We start from the raw sequence: 14,838 nt of genomic DNA, 5'->3' as shown, positions 1-14,838 counted from the left end.
CAATCCCGGTTCGGTGGCGGGGAGCGGCATGCTCGCAGCTGACATGACCGAGTCTTTGAACACTGGAATTTCAGAGGCTGGTGTTCGGCGATTGTGCCGCTGCGGCCGACCCGGCGTGCCCCTCGTTTTTCGCCTGTAATAGCGAAGCTTCGCTTGCGATGTGGCCGTCTCGTAGCAGAAGGTCTTTTGCACCGCCGTCACTTCGGGCTGGATGGCCGCGCACTGCCGGATTTCCGCACGCAACTCTCGGGCTTTAGCGCCAGCAAACGCCAGCTCGACCGGCGTGTACGCCTTGGGTCCTCGAATGAGGTGCATCACTTCACCCTCCAGATTTCGCAGCCATCTTCGTGCCCCGCTCGAAGATGTCCGCCGCCCCGTCAAGCAGCGCCTTCTTCCACTGGTGGATCATCGTCGGATGCACGCCATAATCCGCGGCCAACTCCGACATGGTGCGCTCGCCCTTCACGGCATCTAGCGCCACGCGAGCCTTGAAGCCCGCGTCATGATTCCTGCGTTTGCGCATATTCTGATCTCCTCGTCCTTGGAGATCAGCAGACGTCAGTTCGTAGCTTCCGTCACTGTCCGATTTTCGGGGAGGCGCTCACTCTGCCCAATACGTGGCGCGGAAAAAGCTTCCGGGATTAGCCAACCATACCTAATGATTTTGCGCCTCGCCCCATCAACTATCCGTCTTTCCAATCCTGGCCAATCTTGGCCGGCAGTTCGACGAGAGCGTCGTCACGACTTCGGTCCGCCGTCAGTCAATCGCTCAAGACGCCATTTGAAATGGTTAAACGAGTAGCTAGCGGAAACCCGCCGCCGTTCGATCAAATAACTTCGCCTTTTGGCACTTGTCGGACATAGGGCCATGTCCGACACGTTCGTCATCGGAACCAAAGCGGACGTCCGCGCGACCGCTCCAAGTTTATGGGTTCACGCCATAGTTCTTTGCCGTAGTCTCAGCCGAGCAATATTTCGATGGCTTGCGCTGAAATCGGCTTGCTGAAGTAATTTCCCTGCATCTCGTCACAATGGCTTTCGCGGAGGAAGGCCACCTGATCATCCGTTTCGACGCCCTCGGCAATAACCCTCATGTTCAGCTTTTGACCCAACGAAATCATCGCGCTGGCAAGAGCCCTGCTGCTCTGGTCGTTGGCGACGTCCTTGATGAACGACTTGTCGATCTTTAGCCGGGCAAGCGGAAAAGTTTTGAGAGCACTCAGGCTGGAGTAACCCGTTCCGAAATCATCGATGGAGATATGGACGCCCAGGCGCTGCAGTTCGTTCATCGTTGCGACTGCCAAGTCGATGTCCTGCATGATCAGGCTTTCCGTAAGCTCCAGCTCGAGATATTGAGCCTCTAAGCCACTTTCCTCCAGCGCATTGACGACGCGTCCAACCAGGGCCTTTTCCCTGAATTGCCGTGCCGACACGTTCACGCAAACGGTCATCGGCGGTAGGCCCAATAGCTGCCAGGCCTTGTTTTGCCTGCAGGCCTCGTGCAGTACCCAGTCGCCGATCGGCACGATCAGACCCGTTTCCTCAGCTGTTGGAATGAAGTTCATGGGCGCCATGGCGCCCCGCGTCGGGTGCTGCCAGCGTATTAACGCTTCGACCGCAAAGACCTGCCCGGAACGAAGATCGACCTGCGGCTGATACACCAGACTAAACTGCGAACATGCCAATGCTTTTCGCAACTCCTCCTGAAGCTCGATCTTTTCGCGCGCTCTGGTGTTGAACTCCGGAGCGTAGAACTGCACGTTGTCGCGGCCGAGTTCCTTTGCCCGATACATTGCCGCATCGGCGTTGGCCAGAAGCGTATCGGAGTGCTTGCCATCTCTGGGGTAGTTCGCGATGCCTATGCTGGCCGTCGCGCTTACCTGACGCTCGCCGATCTGAACCGGTTCCGCAATAGCCGCTCGAAGGTTTTGCAGGGTCTCGGAAGCGAGTTCGACGTTTTTAGGCTGGTCGAACAGCACGATGACAAACTCATCGCCACCAAGTCGCACCACTGTGTCGGTCGCCTTCACGCATTCGACCATACGGCCGGCGACGATCTTTAAGAGCTCATCGCCGGCTTTGTGCCCAAGTGTGTCGTTGAAGAGTTTGAAGTTGTCCAGGTCGATGAACACCACAGCCACCCAGCGGTCGTATCGTTGCGCATACAAGATCGCTTGCGAAAGTCGGTCTTCAAGCAAAGCGCGATTGGGAAGTCCGGTGAGCACATCATGATTGGCCATGAAGTGAATCTGATCTTCAGCCCGTTTGCGTTGGATTGCGATGCCAGCGATGCGGGTGGTAAAATCAATCAGCTGGCTCTCGGCTTCGGTTGGCTCTCGTACCGTCATCGAATACATCGCAAAGACACCCAGCACGGCGCTCTGCGAGATGATTGGGGTCGACCAGCATGAACGGTAGCCGAAGGCCGATGCCAGATCGCGGTAATCCTCCCACAGAGGGTCTTGCATGACATCGGTGACAATGACCGGTTCGCGGCGGTAGACGGCAGTCCCGCAGGATCCCACCTTGGGGCCGATGGCGACCCCGTCTATGGCGTTCGTGTAATCTTTCGCCAAACTCGGGGCCGCACCGTGCCGGAGATGGCTGCCGTCCTTGTCAAGAAGCAGCACGGAACCGAATATGCCTTTAAGCTGGGCTTCCACCAGGCGCATCAGTCGGTCGAGAACGTCCTCGAGCGGAGCGCCCGTCGCAATCATTTCGAGGATATGCGCCTGCCCATTTAGCAGGATGTCCGCCCGCCTGCGGGCGGTGATGTCATGGGCGATGCCGACAAGTCCGAAGACATTGTCCTCGATATTGCGCAACGGAACCTTGGTGGATGAAAGCCACTTGCCTGCCCCGGAGGCGTCAACAACAAACTCCTCCTCGTCGACCATCGGTTGTCCGCTGTCGAGAACACGCTGCTCAATGCGGCGAAATTTCTGGGCGAGTTCCGGCGCGTGAAGTTCGAAATCGGTCAGGCCGATCATGTCGCTGGTCTTCTCGAAGCCGCTGTCGGCGGCGAGCGCCCTGTTAACGATGACGAAGCGACTTTCGGCGTCCTTGACCCATAAATAGTCGGGCACCCAGTCGATCAACGCCTGCAGGGAAATACGCTCGTCGAGGATCTGACGACTGGCAATGCGCTCGGTGACGTCGTCATGTGTGGCAACCCAACTGCCGTCCGACATTGGCTGATGACAAATCTGAATTGTTCGACCATCAGCAAGACTGGCGGTCCATATTTTTGAAGTGGAGCCCGAATTGACCGACCGGGCCATTGCGAGGTAGGCGTCGCCGGGCATTGCAGATGTGCCGGCGGCCTCGCGGAGTTCAACGATTTCGCTAAGGGTCAGCCCGGGAAGCAAAAGCTCAGGGGCAATCCGGTAAATTTCCGCATATCGACGATTGCACAAAATAAGCTTCTGATCGGCGTTAAAGAAACAGATCCCTTGGGTGATGTTGTCGATCGCTGTCTCGAAACGAAGCGCCTGCCCTTCGAGCGCTGCAATCGTGGCGCGGAGCTCAAGCTCGAGTGTCTCGTATGAGGTGATCGTCAGTTTTGATAGGGCAGTCAGGCTTGCCGCCTCAGAAGTGTTGACGGCGTTCTTGAGTGATTTGGTGACCAAGCACAGTACCTCGCCTTATTGCCCGAAACATGGCAAATCACGTCGCCGCAAGTTAAAGCATGCGCACAGTGGTCTACAGTTACTAATGGCAGGTGAACCGGCCTGGTGGCCTTCGACTGACCCTGGGTCTAATCGGTACTCTTATGATTTGCATAGGCCTGCCGTAAGATATCGGTAACCAATCCGGGAGAATGTCGATAGCGGCTGTTTTCGCTCCCAGGAACACTCCCCGTCCGTGGCGCTCTCAGCCCATCTATAACTACCTTTATCGCCAGCACGGTCTTGGCGTTGTTGCATTGACAGCCTTTGCCTGCCTGGCGACAGCGGCGTCACCATCCCATCAACGCAGCGCAGCTAGACGCAATTTCGGCGTTCGACCCCCGGCGTGGAAGATCGATCCCTGACCGCCGGCAGTACGTTCAATGCAGGAGGCGCCGCCCCTTCGACGGAATTTACGCAAACCCCACGGGAGACACGCCCTCGCCGTCTATCGTCCGGTTATAAGTATCGCTCGACCGGGCGGGGGCGTCGCCAGAAGGTATCGACGGGCATGACGGTGGCAACCTGCGGCACGCCATTACAGCCTTTGAGATGATGCGTGGCCTTCCGGTCGGCGGGAAGATCGGGCCGACAGGCCGCCGAGCAGCATGCCTAGCACTGGCTTCCCTATCGCAGCCAGGTCTCTGATCTTGCTCATGTGTCCGCCATCTAGGTCTGAGACCCGCGACATCTTGAGCGATGCGCGGGCCGGCCAAAAACCGCACCTTGGCCAGCGACAAGCCTGGAGGAACACTGTCGGCATTGGCAACTTCAATTACCTGCGCGGTTCCCGGAAAGGAAAAACCCGCCGCCATGAGGCGACGGGCTTTCGAGCGCGAGGTCTGGAGAGTGCGGAACAAGCCTCGCGCTCAGTAGCTTAACGGCTGGCGATCAGCAGGCAGAGTTGACGCAGATCGCGATCGTACGCGCCTTCACTGCTGAGCACGTCCGCGCACCGCTTCTTAAGGCGTGCGATTTTGCCGTCCGACATCTGGGCCACCTTGCTCGACAGACTTGGATTGCTGGGGTTCGAAGGATTGCTGGGGTTACTCGGATTGCTTGGGTTTGACGGATTGCTTGGGTTTGTTCCACCAATGCCAATGCCCACACCCACGCCCACACCGCTTGTGCCGCCGACGTCGGCACCTAAGCCAGCGGTGATCCCGCCGGTACCCCCAACATTGGCTCCAGCCCCGGCACTCACGCCGTTGTTGCCGCCGACAGAAGCGCCGAGACCAGCGCTCACTCCGTTTGATCCGCCGACGTTAGCGCCGGCTCCGGCGTTAACGCCGCCCGCCCCGCCAATGGATGCCCCGGCTCCAACGCCGATGCCACCAGCTCCGCCGACAGAGGCGCCAACGCCAGCATTTACGCCGCCGCCGCCCCCTACGGATGCGCCAGCGCCGACGCCGATTCCACCGGCATCCACGGGAAGTGAAATTGCGAGAACGAATGCACTGCTAGCCAGAGTCCTGGCGAAGGTCTTCACGAAAGAATTCATGACACTCTCCTGTTGCGTTGCTTCGACAGCCGGAAATTCGACTGTGAGCTAATAACGACAGGCGGAGCTTCTCGGGTGCTTAACGGTAGGACTTTCCTCGAAAGAGGATTTCTTTTTTATATCAGACATGTCTAATATCTAAATTAAAGGCGAAATACCTGATTTATAATTCGAAGCGAGGCCGACGGTGGCGTACCAAGTCAGAGAATTTTTGGCGGGACAGGTGATAGCGGTAAGTGAGTGGCGAGGCCCTGCCCTTGCGATAGCCATCATAGACGCGCTGGGTTATGCCCTCATCGTCGGGCTCCAGGGTCGGCGGGATGGTTCGAATAGCCGCTTTCGTGCGCAAGCACACGGGCAAGCGATTCATTTTCTCGGGAAAAAGCCATTTGTTAATCCTTCTTTTTAGACGAAGTGTTACATTCGCCAGCGAGGAGCGAGCCGATGGAAAGCTTTCGGATTGACTTGATGAGTGGTCGGAAAGTCGTGCGCACCGTTTCGGTTGCTGCGCAGAGCCCCGTTCATGCAGTGGTGAAAACCATCCCCAAGCCCTTGATGCCTGGCAAGGCACCTGGAAAACCTTGGATAAGGGTTAGAAACGCAGCAGGCGGAAAAGCCAGTGCATTTCGGGTCGCTGAGTAGTCTTCAGAACGCTTGGCTAGGACCTCCTTGCACGTCGCTACAAATCTACGCAAAGCCAGATAGCCTTAGCTACGAAATGCAGAAATGCGGCTGCCAACTCGAACCCGCCCCGAACGGAGATAGAAACGCCAACAAAGATGACGAAAGATAACCCGTTGGCGACCACCGGACGCGTTTCAGCAGCGCCCCAGCTGCGCACAGCCAGAGCAATGCCCGACTCACGACCGATGCTGAGAAAAAGGCGCCGAAGCACAACCCGATTGCAGCACAACCCGATTGCATAGGCGACGTTCAGCTTGCTTTTTCCCTGGCTGGCGCGACGGGTGACTTTAGAGACCAAATCCCGCATCCTGACAGGCGCGGCGAACGGCAACTCCCGCAAGCGAGACCACAAATCGCGCAGTCGAGGCACATCGAGAAGGCCTTCGCTGTTCTCAAAACAAACACCCATCCAATCGTCATGATTGGAGAGATGTGCGCCACGTCCTTGCCCGTCGAAGTGTCGGCCGCGTGTGTCTGGCGCAAGGATGCCACGAGGTGTGCAAGGTCGAGAGCGAACGTCGTCGAACCACTTAGCCCGCGCGGCGTGGCAACCTCGCCTTCGATCCACGTCTGCAATGCCCATGGCATTGGATAGTGGGGACCTCGCTCACCAAGTCCAATCGGCTGAGGCTTCGGAGACGGGCAATGTTTCCGAAGCTCAACCATAGCATCGGCCACTGAGTGGCGCCTTCCCATAAACGGTACGGCTTCTCAGGGTGAGGAGTGCGGATGTCCGTCAAAGCCGCTCGACTTGATTTGATCGGAATTTCCATAGGATGATGAAGCGACTTCATAGAGTCGGCTGATCCAACGGGTGAGAAGTTGCCTCCCGGCTCTATGTTCAAGCCAGGTGGGGAATCGAATGGCTCCAAGGTTTTTAGCGAAACAGCTTTCCTGGCCGAGCGGAGTCGGCGGTTGGCTAGTCCGCGCCGGCATGAACCGTGGCAATGCCCGGCTGAACAGCTTCGCTATCGATCAATTGCAGTTGGTTTCGGAAGATCGTGCCGTGGAGGTTGGATTCGGCGGCGGACCTTTATTGCCGCTGTTTCTTCGGCGCGCAGCATTCGTCTGCGGTGTAGATCGCTCACAGGATGTCGTGGACGCTGCCGCGCGCCGGTTCGCCGATACAGTGCGGGCCGGACGAGCCGAGTTCCGACTCGGGACGGTGGAGAATCTGCCGGTTCCGGATGCCACATTCGACAAGGCCCTCAGCGTTCACACAGTGTACTTCTGGGAAGGCCTTGGAGCTGGAGCCGCAGAGCTGGCACGCGTTCTCAAGCCAGGCGGGCGAGTCGTGCTTGGCTTCCTCCCGAAGGCGCATATGGATCGGATGAAAATGCCAGCCGACATCTTCACACCGCGCGAGCCTGACGAAGTCATTGCTGCCTTGCAAGACGCAGGGTTCGACGACACCGAGGTTCGGAGACAGAGCCTGGAAACCGCGTGGCTCGTGGCGACAGGTGTGCGTCCATAGGTCTGATAATAAAGCGACCTGATCCGATATCGCTCTAACGACTTCAGGAGCCGCACGATCGCATCGATCGCCTGCCGGATGCTCGTCGTCGAGCCTATCACGCGGCCGACGGACCCGGGTCGTCGAACCCGGTGTCTAAAGCCGCCATGACTTGCGTTGCCGCTTTGTCCTGGGCCTCATGGGAACGATGGACGACGCGGAGAACTGGTCCGCCCGGTCGCCGCGAGCCCGACGCAGCAGCCCCCGCCAACTTCAGTCTCTCGCGCCTTGCGGCTTCCGGCTGATAAACCACTTCATGCACCGTCAATGTTTCAAGGCCTCCGTTCGTCGTCGGAATGGATATGGACTGACCTTCGGCCAGACCAAGCAGCGCCAGGCCGCGTGGATTGGTGATGGGCAAAAGCATTCCAACCAGACCGCGCATCTCGTCATGGGCGACGATGCGAGTTTCGGCTGGGCCGTCGTTCACCCGATAGGCCACGCGGGTACTGAGTGTCACGACGCTGGCAGGGATGTCTTCGCGAAACACTACAACCGCGCTCGAAATCTTGCGTTGAAGGATAGCCGACAAGGCAACGCCGCGGGCAGGTCGGCGTTCCTGCATCACTTCAAGAATGCTGTAGTCCTTGGTGGTCAGTTGGCAGCTATCGATAGTGGGCATGGCGAGTCTCCGGCCGGCCCTGTGCAGGGATCCGGCGTCAAGCGTTGATCGGGGAGAGCTACCCCTGTGCCTGGCCAGGATTGGCCGGCGCAGGGGTCACACTCCCGCGATGAGGCTGCCCGCATGATTGAGGAGACGGATGGAAACGCCCATGGCTAGACGCGCGTCGCAATTGTCGAAAACGATGCCACGCGCTGATCGGCTGTATCGCCTTCCGGAGCTGGCTGGCTCACTTGAAGCACCAGCAACTGGTGCTGGCGTCCATCCCTGGCGGTCCACATGATCGACTGCCCGGCCGAGAGGCCCATCAAAGCCGTGCCAATCGGCGTAAGGATCGAAACGTTGCCTTGGGAGATGTCCGCATCGCCAGGGAAAACCAGCGTGACCGTTTTGGGATCACCGGTGTCGGGCTTGAACGTCACAATCGAGCCCATCCGCACGGTGTCGGCGGAGACCGAGCCTTTCGGGCGGCAACGGTGTTCGCTAGCGCCGACAAACGTGCGTGCTCCGACTGTGCGATGCGGATAATCGGCTTGCTCCGGGTTTTCGTGTTGTCTTGCATTTGAATACTCATGCTTCTGCCCCGCGCCTGGGACCCGCAGAAGGGTCGTCAACGGTTGTCGGTGCGACGAAAGTTTATTGCTGAATGCGCCGATGCTGCTGCAGGGACTGATGCGACCCTGCGCCAATTCACATGTCGATGTTAGATGTTACCCCTCGGCCCGAGGCGCGCATGGCCACCGAGCCGGGGGTTACGATCCCGCTATGGGGCAAACCCGGAAAAGAAAATCGCTAAGGATTTTGGCGGCGGTGCACATAAAGCTATAGTTGGGGACGCGATTTGCGAAGTCAAGGCGCGGCTCTGCAGTGCGCCGCCGCCAGCACGGCGGAGGGGCTGCTCGATTCAGATTTCCGGATCGTCGAGAATGCGAGAGATCGTGCTGCGCCCCAGTTCACTCATGGCGGGGTTGGTGCGACGGTAGTACCAGACGAGACCCATTGCCCGCTGGAAAGCCCAGGCAGCACCACGCTTCCACCAGAGATCCTCAACTTGAAGGTGGCGCCGAAACGTCGCCCTTCGTTCGCGGTCCAGAAGATGCCACGCGACTACCAGATCCAGCGATGGGTCGGCTGGTCCGAAACTGCCGCCATCAAGCACGCCGACAAGGCGCCCGCTCTGGACGAGAAGGTTTGCCGGGATAAGGTCCCTGTGACTCATCACGACAGGCTCTGGCGATGGCAACTCGCGCAAGCCAGCCCACAAATCGCGCAGCCGAGCCACATCGAGAAGGCCCTCGCTGTTTTCAAAACAAACAGCCAGCCAGTCGTCATGATCGGAGAGATGTCCGCCACGTCCTTGCCCGTCGAAGCGTCGCCCCCTTGTGTCTGCTTTGCGCAACGATGCCACGAGGTGTGCAAGGTCCAGGGCGAACGTCGTCGATCCACTTAGCCCGCGCGGCGTGGCAACTTCGCCTTCGATCCACGTCTGCAATGCCCATGGCATTGGATAGTGAGGACCTGGCTCACCGAGTGCAATCGGCTGGGGCGTCGGAAACGGGCAATGTTCCCCAAGCTCAACCATGGCAGCGGCCTCTGACCGAAGCATATCGGCGCAGTCGGTCGGATTCATTGCCCGCAGTGGAAACCGCGCGGCGCTCTTCGCGCCAATGCGGAAGATTGCATTAACGGTTCCCGAGGACTTCACCGAGGTGATTTCCTCATGGCGATACTGGGGAAACTGATCGCGGATCATCTGGCGAGCGATATCGATGTCGATATCCACCTGATCGTCATGCATCATTGGGTTCTCGTCGTGCCAAGCTGACTATGAACGGCAAATGGCTTTTATCGGGTGCACGGTACAATGACCGCTCGCCACTCCTCTCCCACCAAGTTGCGATATGTCTGCACGGGGGCCGACAGCAGATCGTCCGCTAAAAATGTGGGCAACGCGAAAAGCGGACATAGCGACCTGATGCCAAAGTGCTTGCGAATGTTGCGCTAAAATCCGTACCGCCGCCAGATTGTGACAGAGATAGGAGCCAAAGGTCTTAACCAGCTACCTTGCAGTAATTATTCCAGCGGGCGCGCATCGCAATCTTCAACATATCGTCATCAGCCATGCCGGTCTGGAAAAGCCTAATGAGTTCCGCAGCGATTTCTTGCGCGTGTGAGGTGTCGGGAAGCACATGAAATTCAACACACAGGCAGTCAAAAACGGCTTTTAGTGCGTCGAGGTCGTTGGGATAAAATGCTTCGCAGTAAGAGCGCACTGGTCGGTTATGCATCAGACGCCTCCAAAGACGAGAGGGTGCGATGGTCGCTCCCAAGCAGCGAAGCCCAAAGAGGGCTCGCCAACCTGATCATTTTGGCAGCGTCGCTATCGGCCGTCATTAAACTATGATGTAACGGCAACGGATTCCTTCATAAGCATTTGCGACGGCACAACGCTGATTGGCACTCCGACAAGCGACGGACGCGAATGACAGCCGACCCATCATCGTCCTGTTCCGCAACGACCTACGCATTTTGAACAATCGGACACTGTCGTCCGCAGTCGACGCGGGCAGCCCCCTCATACTGCTTTTCATTCTCGACGAAGGTCTGCAGGACTCGCGTCTGGCAGGGGAAGCAAGGCGGGGGTGGCTCCATCGATCGCCACCGCGTCCGGCAATCAGCGCAAGCCTGCTTTGGACAGCGCTTGAAACGGCCTCGTTTTGCCGTGCGAAGCGGAACCATTGAAATCGCCATCCGTTAGGCTGTTCACGAAATGCATGAGCGAGGCAACGTGGACCAGGATGACGCTTCACCTATACCATCCGGCGTTAGCGGCCTCGATTATGTCCTGCGGGGCGGGTATGCGAAATTCCGTTCACATCTCGTCGAGGGCAGGCCGGGTTCAGGCAAAACAACCCTCGGTCTCCAGTTCCTGATCCATGGCGCGGAGACCGGCGAGAAATGTCTTTATATAACCCTCTCCGAAAGTAAGCGAGAACTGCGATCCGTAGCTGACCGGCACGGCTTTTCACTCGAGGGCATCGAAATACTCGAACTGGTGCCGCCAGAGCTAAGTCTCGACCCGTCGCAGCTTCAGACCTTGGTGCACTCCTCCGATCTGGAATTGGGTGAGACGGTGCAGTCCGCGCTTGCCGAAATCGAGCGCATCAAACCGGATCGGGTCGTGTTCGACTCCTTGTCGGAGATCCGCCTTCTGTCACAAGGATCGTTGCGCTACCGGCGGCAGGTCTTGGCGTTGAAGAGCTTCTTTCTCCTAAACAACGTCACTGTGCTTCTACTGGATGACCTCACTGCCGAGCATGATGATCTCAACTTGCATTCGATCAGCCACGGCGTGATCCGCATGGAGCAGCTTTCGCCAATCTATGGAGGGGAACGTCGACGGCTTCGTGTGATCAAGATGCGCGGTGTCCAGATCCGCGGCGGCTTCCACGATTTCGTCATTCGCCCCGGTGGGGTTAGCGTCTTTCCCCGTCTAGTTGCCGCCGAACACGACGTGGCCGAGCACGGGACTGTGGCCGTCAGCGACAGTTCTGTCGATACGCTGGTTGGCGGCGGCCTTGAACGCGGCACCAGCACCCTGCTCATGGGCCCATCTGGTGTTGGGAAATCAACCATTGCCTGTACTTATTGCTATGCCGCTCTGAAGCGCGGTGAACACGTGCTCGTCCTGTTGTTCGATGAGACCAAGCGCATCTTCCTGGCGCGTGCCTCAGGGCTGGGCATGGACCTGCAGCCGTTTGCCAACGATGGGAGCTTGTTGCTGGAACAGGTTGATCCTGCAGAATTGTCGCCGGGCGAGTTGTCGTCACGCGTCCAGTCGGCTGTCGAGCAATCGAATGCGAGAATTGTGGTGATCGATAGTTTGACTGGTTACCTCAACGCAATGTCGGAGGAGCAGCATCTCGTGTTGCAGATGCACGAGATCCTCACCTACCTTAACCAGAAGGGTGTTGTGACAATCCTGCTTTTGGCCAATCATGGACTGATCGGGCAAATGGCCTCTCCTGTCGACATGACCTACCTCTGCGATTCGGTCATGCTGCTGCGGTTCTTTGAAAGCGGCGGCCGGCTGAGACGGGCTATATCGGTCGTCAAAAAGCGCGTTGGCCCTCATGAGGATACCATCCGCGAATTCAAGATCAGTGCGGCGGGCCTCGCCGTTGGGGAGCCGTTGGAAGAGTTCCGGGGGATTTTGACTGGTGTGCCTACCTATGAGGGCAAGCAGGGCGATCTCCTCAACGACAAGGCATCGTGATGCCATCTGACTGCGGTGTGCTCATACTTGCGCCAGTGGGACGTGACGCAAAGATTGCGGCGTCGATACTCGCCACGAATGAAATCCGCTCGCACATCTGCCCAAGCCTGAATGAAACCCTTTCGCATCTGGACGAGGCCCAGTGTCTGGTGGTTGCCGAGGAGGCCCTGATCAGCTCCGACCGAAATCAATTTGCATCCTGGTTGGAGCACCAACCAACGTGGTCGGATTTCCCGATCGTGCTCTTGAGCATGCGGGGAACAGAAATCGACAAGCGGCTGTCGTTTCTGGATGGCTACCTTATTGTCCTGGAGCGACCGTTCCTGGCCTCCAGCCTGGCAAATTCTGTGCGCTCCGCACTGCGCGCCCGTGCCCGCCAACTTGAGGTGAAGTCCTATATTGAACAGAGGCAGGAAATAGCCGATCGGCAGAAGTTGTTGATCCGAGAACTCCATCACCGTGTCAAAAACACGTTGGCCAATGTCCGTGCAATGATGAGTGCGACCGCTAGGTCGAGTGGCAGCGTGGAGGACTTCACGCGAGATTTCTCGGCCAGAATTGTTTCTCTGGCTGACACGCACTCGATGCTGACCGACGACTACTGGCAGATGGCTTCCTTACATAAGCTGCTTGAATCGGAGCTGCGACATTACGATACCAGCGACAAGTCCCGCGTATTGCTCGAGGGACCGGATGTGTCGCTAGTCGCTGACATTGCGATACCGGTCGGTATGGCGTTCCATGAGCTTGCATCCAATTCATCGAAGTATGGTGCATTATCTCGACCTCAAGGCCGCCTTGAAATTAGGTGGTCGGTCGGCAGCTCAGGCGACGCTAGGGTCGTCAATCTTAATTGGCTGGAAAAGGGCGGTCCTGCGGTAGAGCAGCCCAAAAGGCGCGGTTTCGGCACGACGCTGCTTGAGAAGGTTGTGGCGGTGCAGTGCGATGCCAAGCTCGAATTGAACTACCACCGCGACGGTTTCCACTTCGCAATGGCTTTGCCTGTGCGTGAGACCAGGCTGGTGCCTGGCTATTGACGGCGGCGCGCGTGGCTGGCCGGTTCGAAGGCAGCGATGACTCCGATCGCTGATCCTGGTGTCCCCACTCCGTCTAAAGCGCAAATATGGTAGCGGCTTGGCAGCTTGTGGCTGCCGAAAAGCGTTTGCTGACGGACAGATTTGCGCTCGAACAGCCGGGAAGCTGCCCTTCGCGCGATACAAAAGCTGTTGCAAGCTGGACAGCAATTGAGTCGTTGCGGAACACGTACGGAAGTATAATCTTGTGCAGTGTGGCCGCCAAAAAACCGTTGTTTCGAAAATTCGACAACTATCTGCTGCGTGTAAGCGATCTTAAGGAAGCGATATCCTTTTATCGGGATCGGCTCAGCCATGCGCTTATCTGGCGGGACGCGGAAGCCGCCGGATTTGCGTTGCCTGAAACTGATGCAGAACTAGTAGTTCATCTTCGTGTTGGTCCAGAGACCGATATTCTGGTTGATGATGTGGACACGGCATTTCGAGAATTTTTGGCAGCGGCCGGAAAGGCAGTGGAACCAGCCTTCGACATCGCGATCGGGCGATGCGCCCGTCTTTGTGATCCTTTCGGCAACGTGCTTGTAATATTGGATCAAACGAAGGGAACGTTCACCACGGACGAGGAGCGGAATGTTGTCGGCGTAGAGCCCGCGCGTTATCCAACGTGACCGTCCAGGACGCTGGATCCGGGGCCTGTCCAAATCAGTTTGCGCCGACAACGGCTGAGATTGGGCCGTATCCGGACGGCCTGCTTCCAGGAAGCGCTCGTCGGTAAGCTGCCGTTCGAGTTCACAGTCATCGGGCAAAGTTTGCCTCGTAAACCGCGCTGTCGCCGCCAATGGCGTCGAGCTTGTCGGCCGTACGGGTTCGCTGGATCAACTGTTGTTGTATCAAGTCGTCGAGATCGCCAAGCCGCTGCTCGTTTCGATCGCCTGTCCATGCAAATCAATGCCATCCAGAATCGAAAGGGCTTGTACGATACATTCCGCCGCGAGCTCAGCCGACAGCTGTTCTTCACGGTCATCAAGGCGGCACGCAAGCACGTTCGGCGTTTCGCGTCGGCTATGCCCGGTGGTGGCTCCCGATCGTCCTCGATAAGGATCTGGTCTTGCGAAACCTCCGCAGGGTTCAGCATGAGAACGTCATCAAGGAGTTCCGCGAGGTCTATGATCTGGCACGTCGCAGGCCGCGCAGCCCGTCAACAGTTCGATCGCGCATGGCCTGCCGGCGGTTCAAGCTGTTCCGTGCAACTCGGAACTGGGCCTGCTGCGCCATCAGATAAGGCTTGAGCGGCGGAACCAGTTGATCCCAGACATGATTGGTAAAATGCCGGAATGCTTTTCCAAGCATGCGCAATGAATGTCAATTTCGCTGGTCCGTTAGACTCGCGAAAGACCCCAATCTCTCCATATTTCGGTTAGATGTTGCTCGATTTCTACGCATTCCATTTCCAGTTGGCGAACTGCATTCTCATTTCAAGCGAGGTGGATCATTCTTGGCAGTGGTCAGCCTTGGCTTGATCTGATGTTCCGCAGTCCAA

General features: G+C 57.8%; 14 protein-coding genes. 6 read left to right on the top strand and 8 right to left on the bottom strand.

Annotation, left to right across the window (positions count from 1 at the left end):
- Positions 1-319: 319 nt before the first annotated feature.
- The gene (locus EB235_RS19890) at positions 320-523 is read right to left on the bottom strand and encodes a transposase (RefSeq protein ID WP_155256268.1); all 204 of its coding nucleotides are present in this window, start codon (positions 521-523) and stop codon (positions 320-322) included.
- Between the two features lie 436 nt (positions 524-959).
- Positions 960-3,629: an EAL domain-containing protein gene (locus EB235_RS19885; RefSeq protein WP_032925387.1), complete on the bottom strand. Its 2,670-nt coding sequence runs from the start codon at positions 3,627-3,629 to the stop codon at positions 960-962.
- A 540-nt stretch (positions 3,630-4,169) separates the two neighbouring features.
- Between EB235_RS19885 and EB235_RS35190 the strand changes: the two genes are divergently transcribed.
- Positions 4,170-4,316: a hypothetical protein gene (locus EB235_RS35190; protein WP_432443031.1), complete on the top strand. Its 147-nt coding sequence runs from the start codon at positions 4,170-4,172 to the stop codon at positions 4,314-4,316.
- Positions 4,317-4,545: 229 nt separating this feature from the next.
- On the opposite strand, the gene EB235_RS19880 is transcribed toward EB235_RS35190, so the two are convergent.
- Together EB235_RS19880 and EB235_RS34815 are read right to left on the bottom strand one after the other, a co-directional pair.
- Positions 4,546-5,169 carry a hypothetical protein gene (locus tag EB235_RS19880; protein ID WP_032925388.1) on the bottom strand — a complete coding sequence of 208 codons (624 nt, stop codon included), beginning with the start codon at positions 5,167-5,169 and terminating at the stop codon, positions 4,546-4,548.
- A gap of 679 nt (positions 5,170-5,848) precedes the next feature.
- On the bottom strand, positions 5,849-6,262 hold the full coding sequence (locus EB235_RS34815; RefSeq protein ID WP_027029326.1) for a hypothetical protein: 414 nt from the start codon (positions 6,260-6,262) through the stop codon (positions 5,849-5,851).
- A 453-nt stretch (positions 6,263-6,715) separates the two neighbouring features.
- On the opposite strand from EB235_RS34815, the gene EB235_RS19870 reads away from it, so the two are divergent.
- Positions 6,716-7,327 carry a class I SAM-dependent methyltransferase gene (locus EB235_RS19870; RefSeq protein ID WP_032925389.1) on the top strand — a complete coding sequence of 204 codons (612 nt, stop codon included), beginning with the start codon at positions 6,716-6,718 and terminating at the stop codon, positions 7,325-7,327.
- Between the two features lie 97 nt (positions 7,328-7,424).
- Here the strand turns inward: EB235_RS19870 and EB235_RS19865 are convergent, their stop codons facing one another.
- The 4 genes from EB235_RS19865 to EB235_RS19850 form a co-directional block, all read right to left on the bottom strand.
- Complete coding sequence (locus EB235_RS19865) at positions 7,425-7,988, bottom strand: nucleoside-diphosphate kinase (protein WP_027029327.1); 564 nt, start codon at positions 7,986-7,988, stop codon at positions 7,425-7,427.
- Positions 7,989-8,143: 155 nt separating this feature from the next.
- Positions 8,144-8,677 (bottom strand): GreA/GreB family elongation factor, encoded by a 534-nt coding sequence (locus tag EB235_RS19860; protein ID WP_245268757.1) that lies wholly within the window; start codon positions 8,675-8,677, stop codon positions 8,144-8,146.
- Positions 8,678-8,892: 215 nt separating this feature from the next.
- Positions 8,893-9,789: an aminoglycoside phosphotransferase family protein gene (locus tag EB235_RS19855; protein ID WP_027029328.1), complete on the bottom strand. Its 897-nt coding sequence runs from the start codon at positions 9,787-9,789 to the stop codon at positions 8,893-8,895.
- A 250-nt stretch (positions 9,790-10,039) separates the two neighbouring features.
- A complete protein-coding gene (locus EB235_RS19850; protein ID WP_027029329.1) occupies positions 10,040-10,276 on the bottom strand; it encodes a hypothetical protein in 237 nt (78 codons plus the stop codon).
- A gap of 166 nt (positions 10,277-10,442) precedes the next feature.
- Between EB235_RS19850 and EB235_RS19845 the strand changes: the two genes are divergently transcribed.
- The 4 genes from EB235_RS19845 to EB235_RS19830 all read left to right on the top strand — a co-directional run bounded on the left by EB235_RS19845 (position 10,443) and on the right by EB235_RS19830 (position 13,966).
- The gene (locus tag EB235_RS19845; protein ID WP_080680735.1) at positions 10,443-10,730 is read left to right on the top strand and encodes a deoxyribodipyrimidine photo-lyase; all 288 of its coding nucleotides are present in this window, start codon (positions 10,443-10,445) and stop codon (positions 10,728-10,730) included.
- A 28-nt stretch (positions 10,731-10,758) separates the two neighbouring features.
- The gene (locus EB235_RS19840) at positions 10,759-12,264 is read left to right on the top strand and encodes an ATPase domain-containing protein (protein WP_032925390.1); all 1,506 of its coding nucleotides are present in this window, start codon (positions 10,759-10,761) and stop codon (positions 12,262-12,264) included.
- Positions 12,261-13,301: a sensor histidine kinase gene (locus EB235_RS19835; protein WP_027029331.1), complete on the top strand. Its 1,041-nt coding sequence runs from the start codon at positions 12,261-12,263 to the stop codon at positions 13,299-13,301. Before EB235_RS19840 ends, EB235_RS19835 begins: the two co-directional genes overlap by 4 nt.
- A gap of 107 nt (positions 13,302-13,408) precedes the next feature.
- Positions 13,409-13,966, top strand: coding sequence for a VOC family protein (locus EB235_RS19830; protein WP_155256270.1), 558 nt, complete (start codon positions 13,409-13,411; stop codon positions 13,964-13,966).
- Positions 13,967-14,838: the final 872 nt, after the last annotated feature.

Source organism: Mesorhizobium loti R88b (assembly GCF_013170845.1).
In the GTDB taxonomy this organism is placed as follows: Bacteria; Pseudomonadota; Alphaproteobacteria; order Rhizobiales; family Rhizobiaceae; genus Mesorhizobium; species Mesorhizobium loti_B.
This window is presented reverse-complemented; position numbering and strand designations above follow the sequence as displayed.

Bases quoted from the DNA above. Each gene is read 5' to 3' on its own strand.
- EB235_RS19890 (WP_155256268.1), bottom strand. From the start codon at position 523: ATGCGCAAACGCAGGAATCATGACGCGGGCTTCAAGGCTCGCGTGGCG.
- EB235_RS19880 (WP_032925388.1), bottom strand. From the start codon at position 5,169: ATGAATTCTTTCGTGAAGACCTTCGCCAGGACTCTGGCTAGCAGTGCA.
- EB235_RS34815 (WP_027029326.1), bottom strand. From the start codon at position 6,262: ATGGGTGTTTGTTTTGAGAACAGCGAAGGCCTTCTCGATGTGCCTCGA.
- EB235_RS19870 (WP_032925389.1), top strand. From the start codon at position 6,716: ATGGCTCCAAGGTTTTTAGCGAAACAGCTTTCCTGGCCGAGCGGAGTC.
- EB235_RS19865 (WP_027029327.1), bottom strand. From the start codon at position 7,988: ATGCCCACTATCGATAGCTGCCAACTGACCACCAAGGACTACAGCATT.
- EB235_RS19855 (WP_027029328.1), bottom strand. From the start codon at position 9,789: ATGATGCATGACGATCAGGTGGATATCGACATCGATATCGCTCGCCAG.
- EB235_RS19850 (WP_027029329.1), bottom strand. From the start codon at position 10,276: ATGCATAACCGACCAGTGCGCTCTTACTGCGAAGCATTTTATCCCAAC.
- EB235_RS19840 (WP_032925390.1), top strand. From the start codon at position 10,759: ATGCATGAGCGAGGCAACGTGGACCAGGATGACGCTTCACCTATACCA.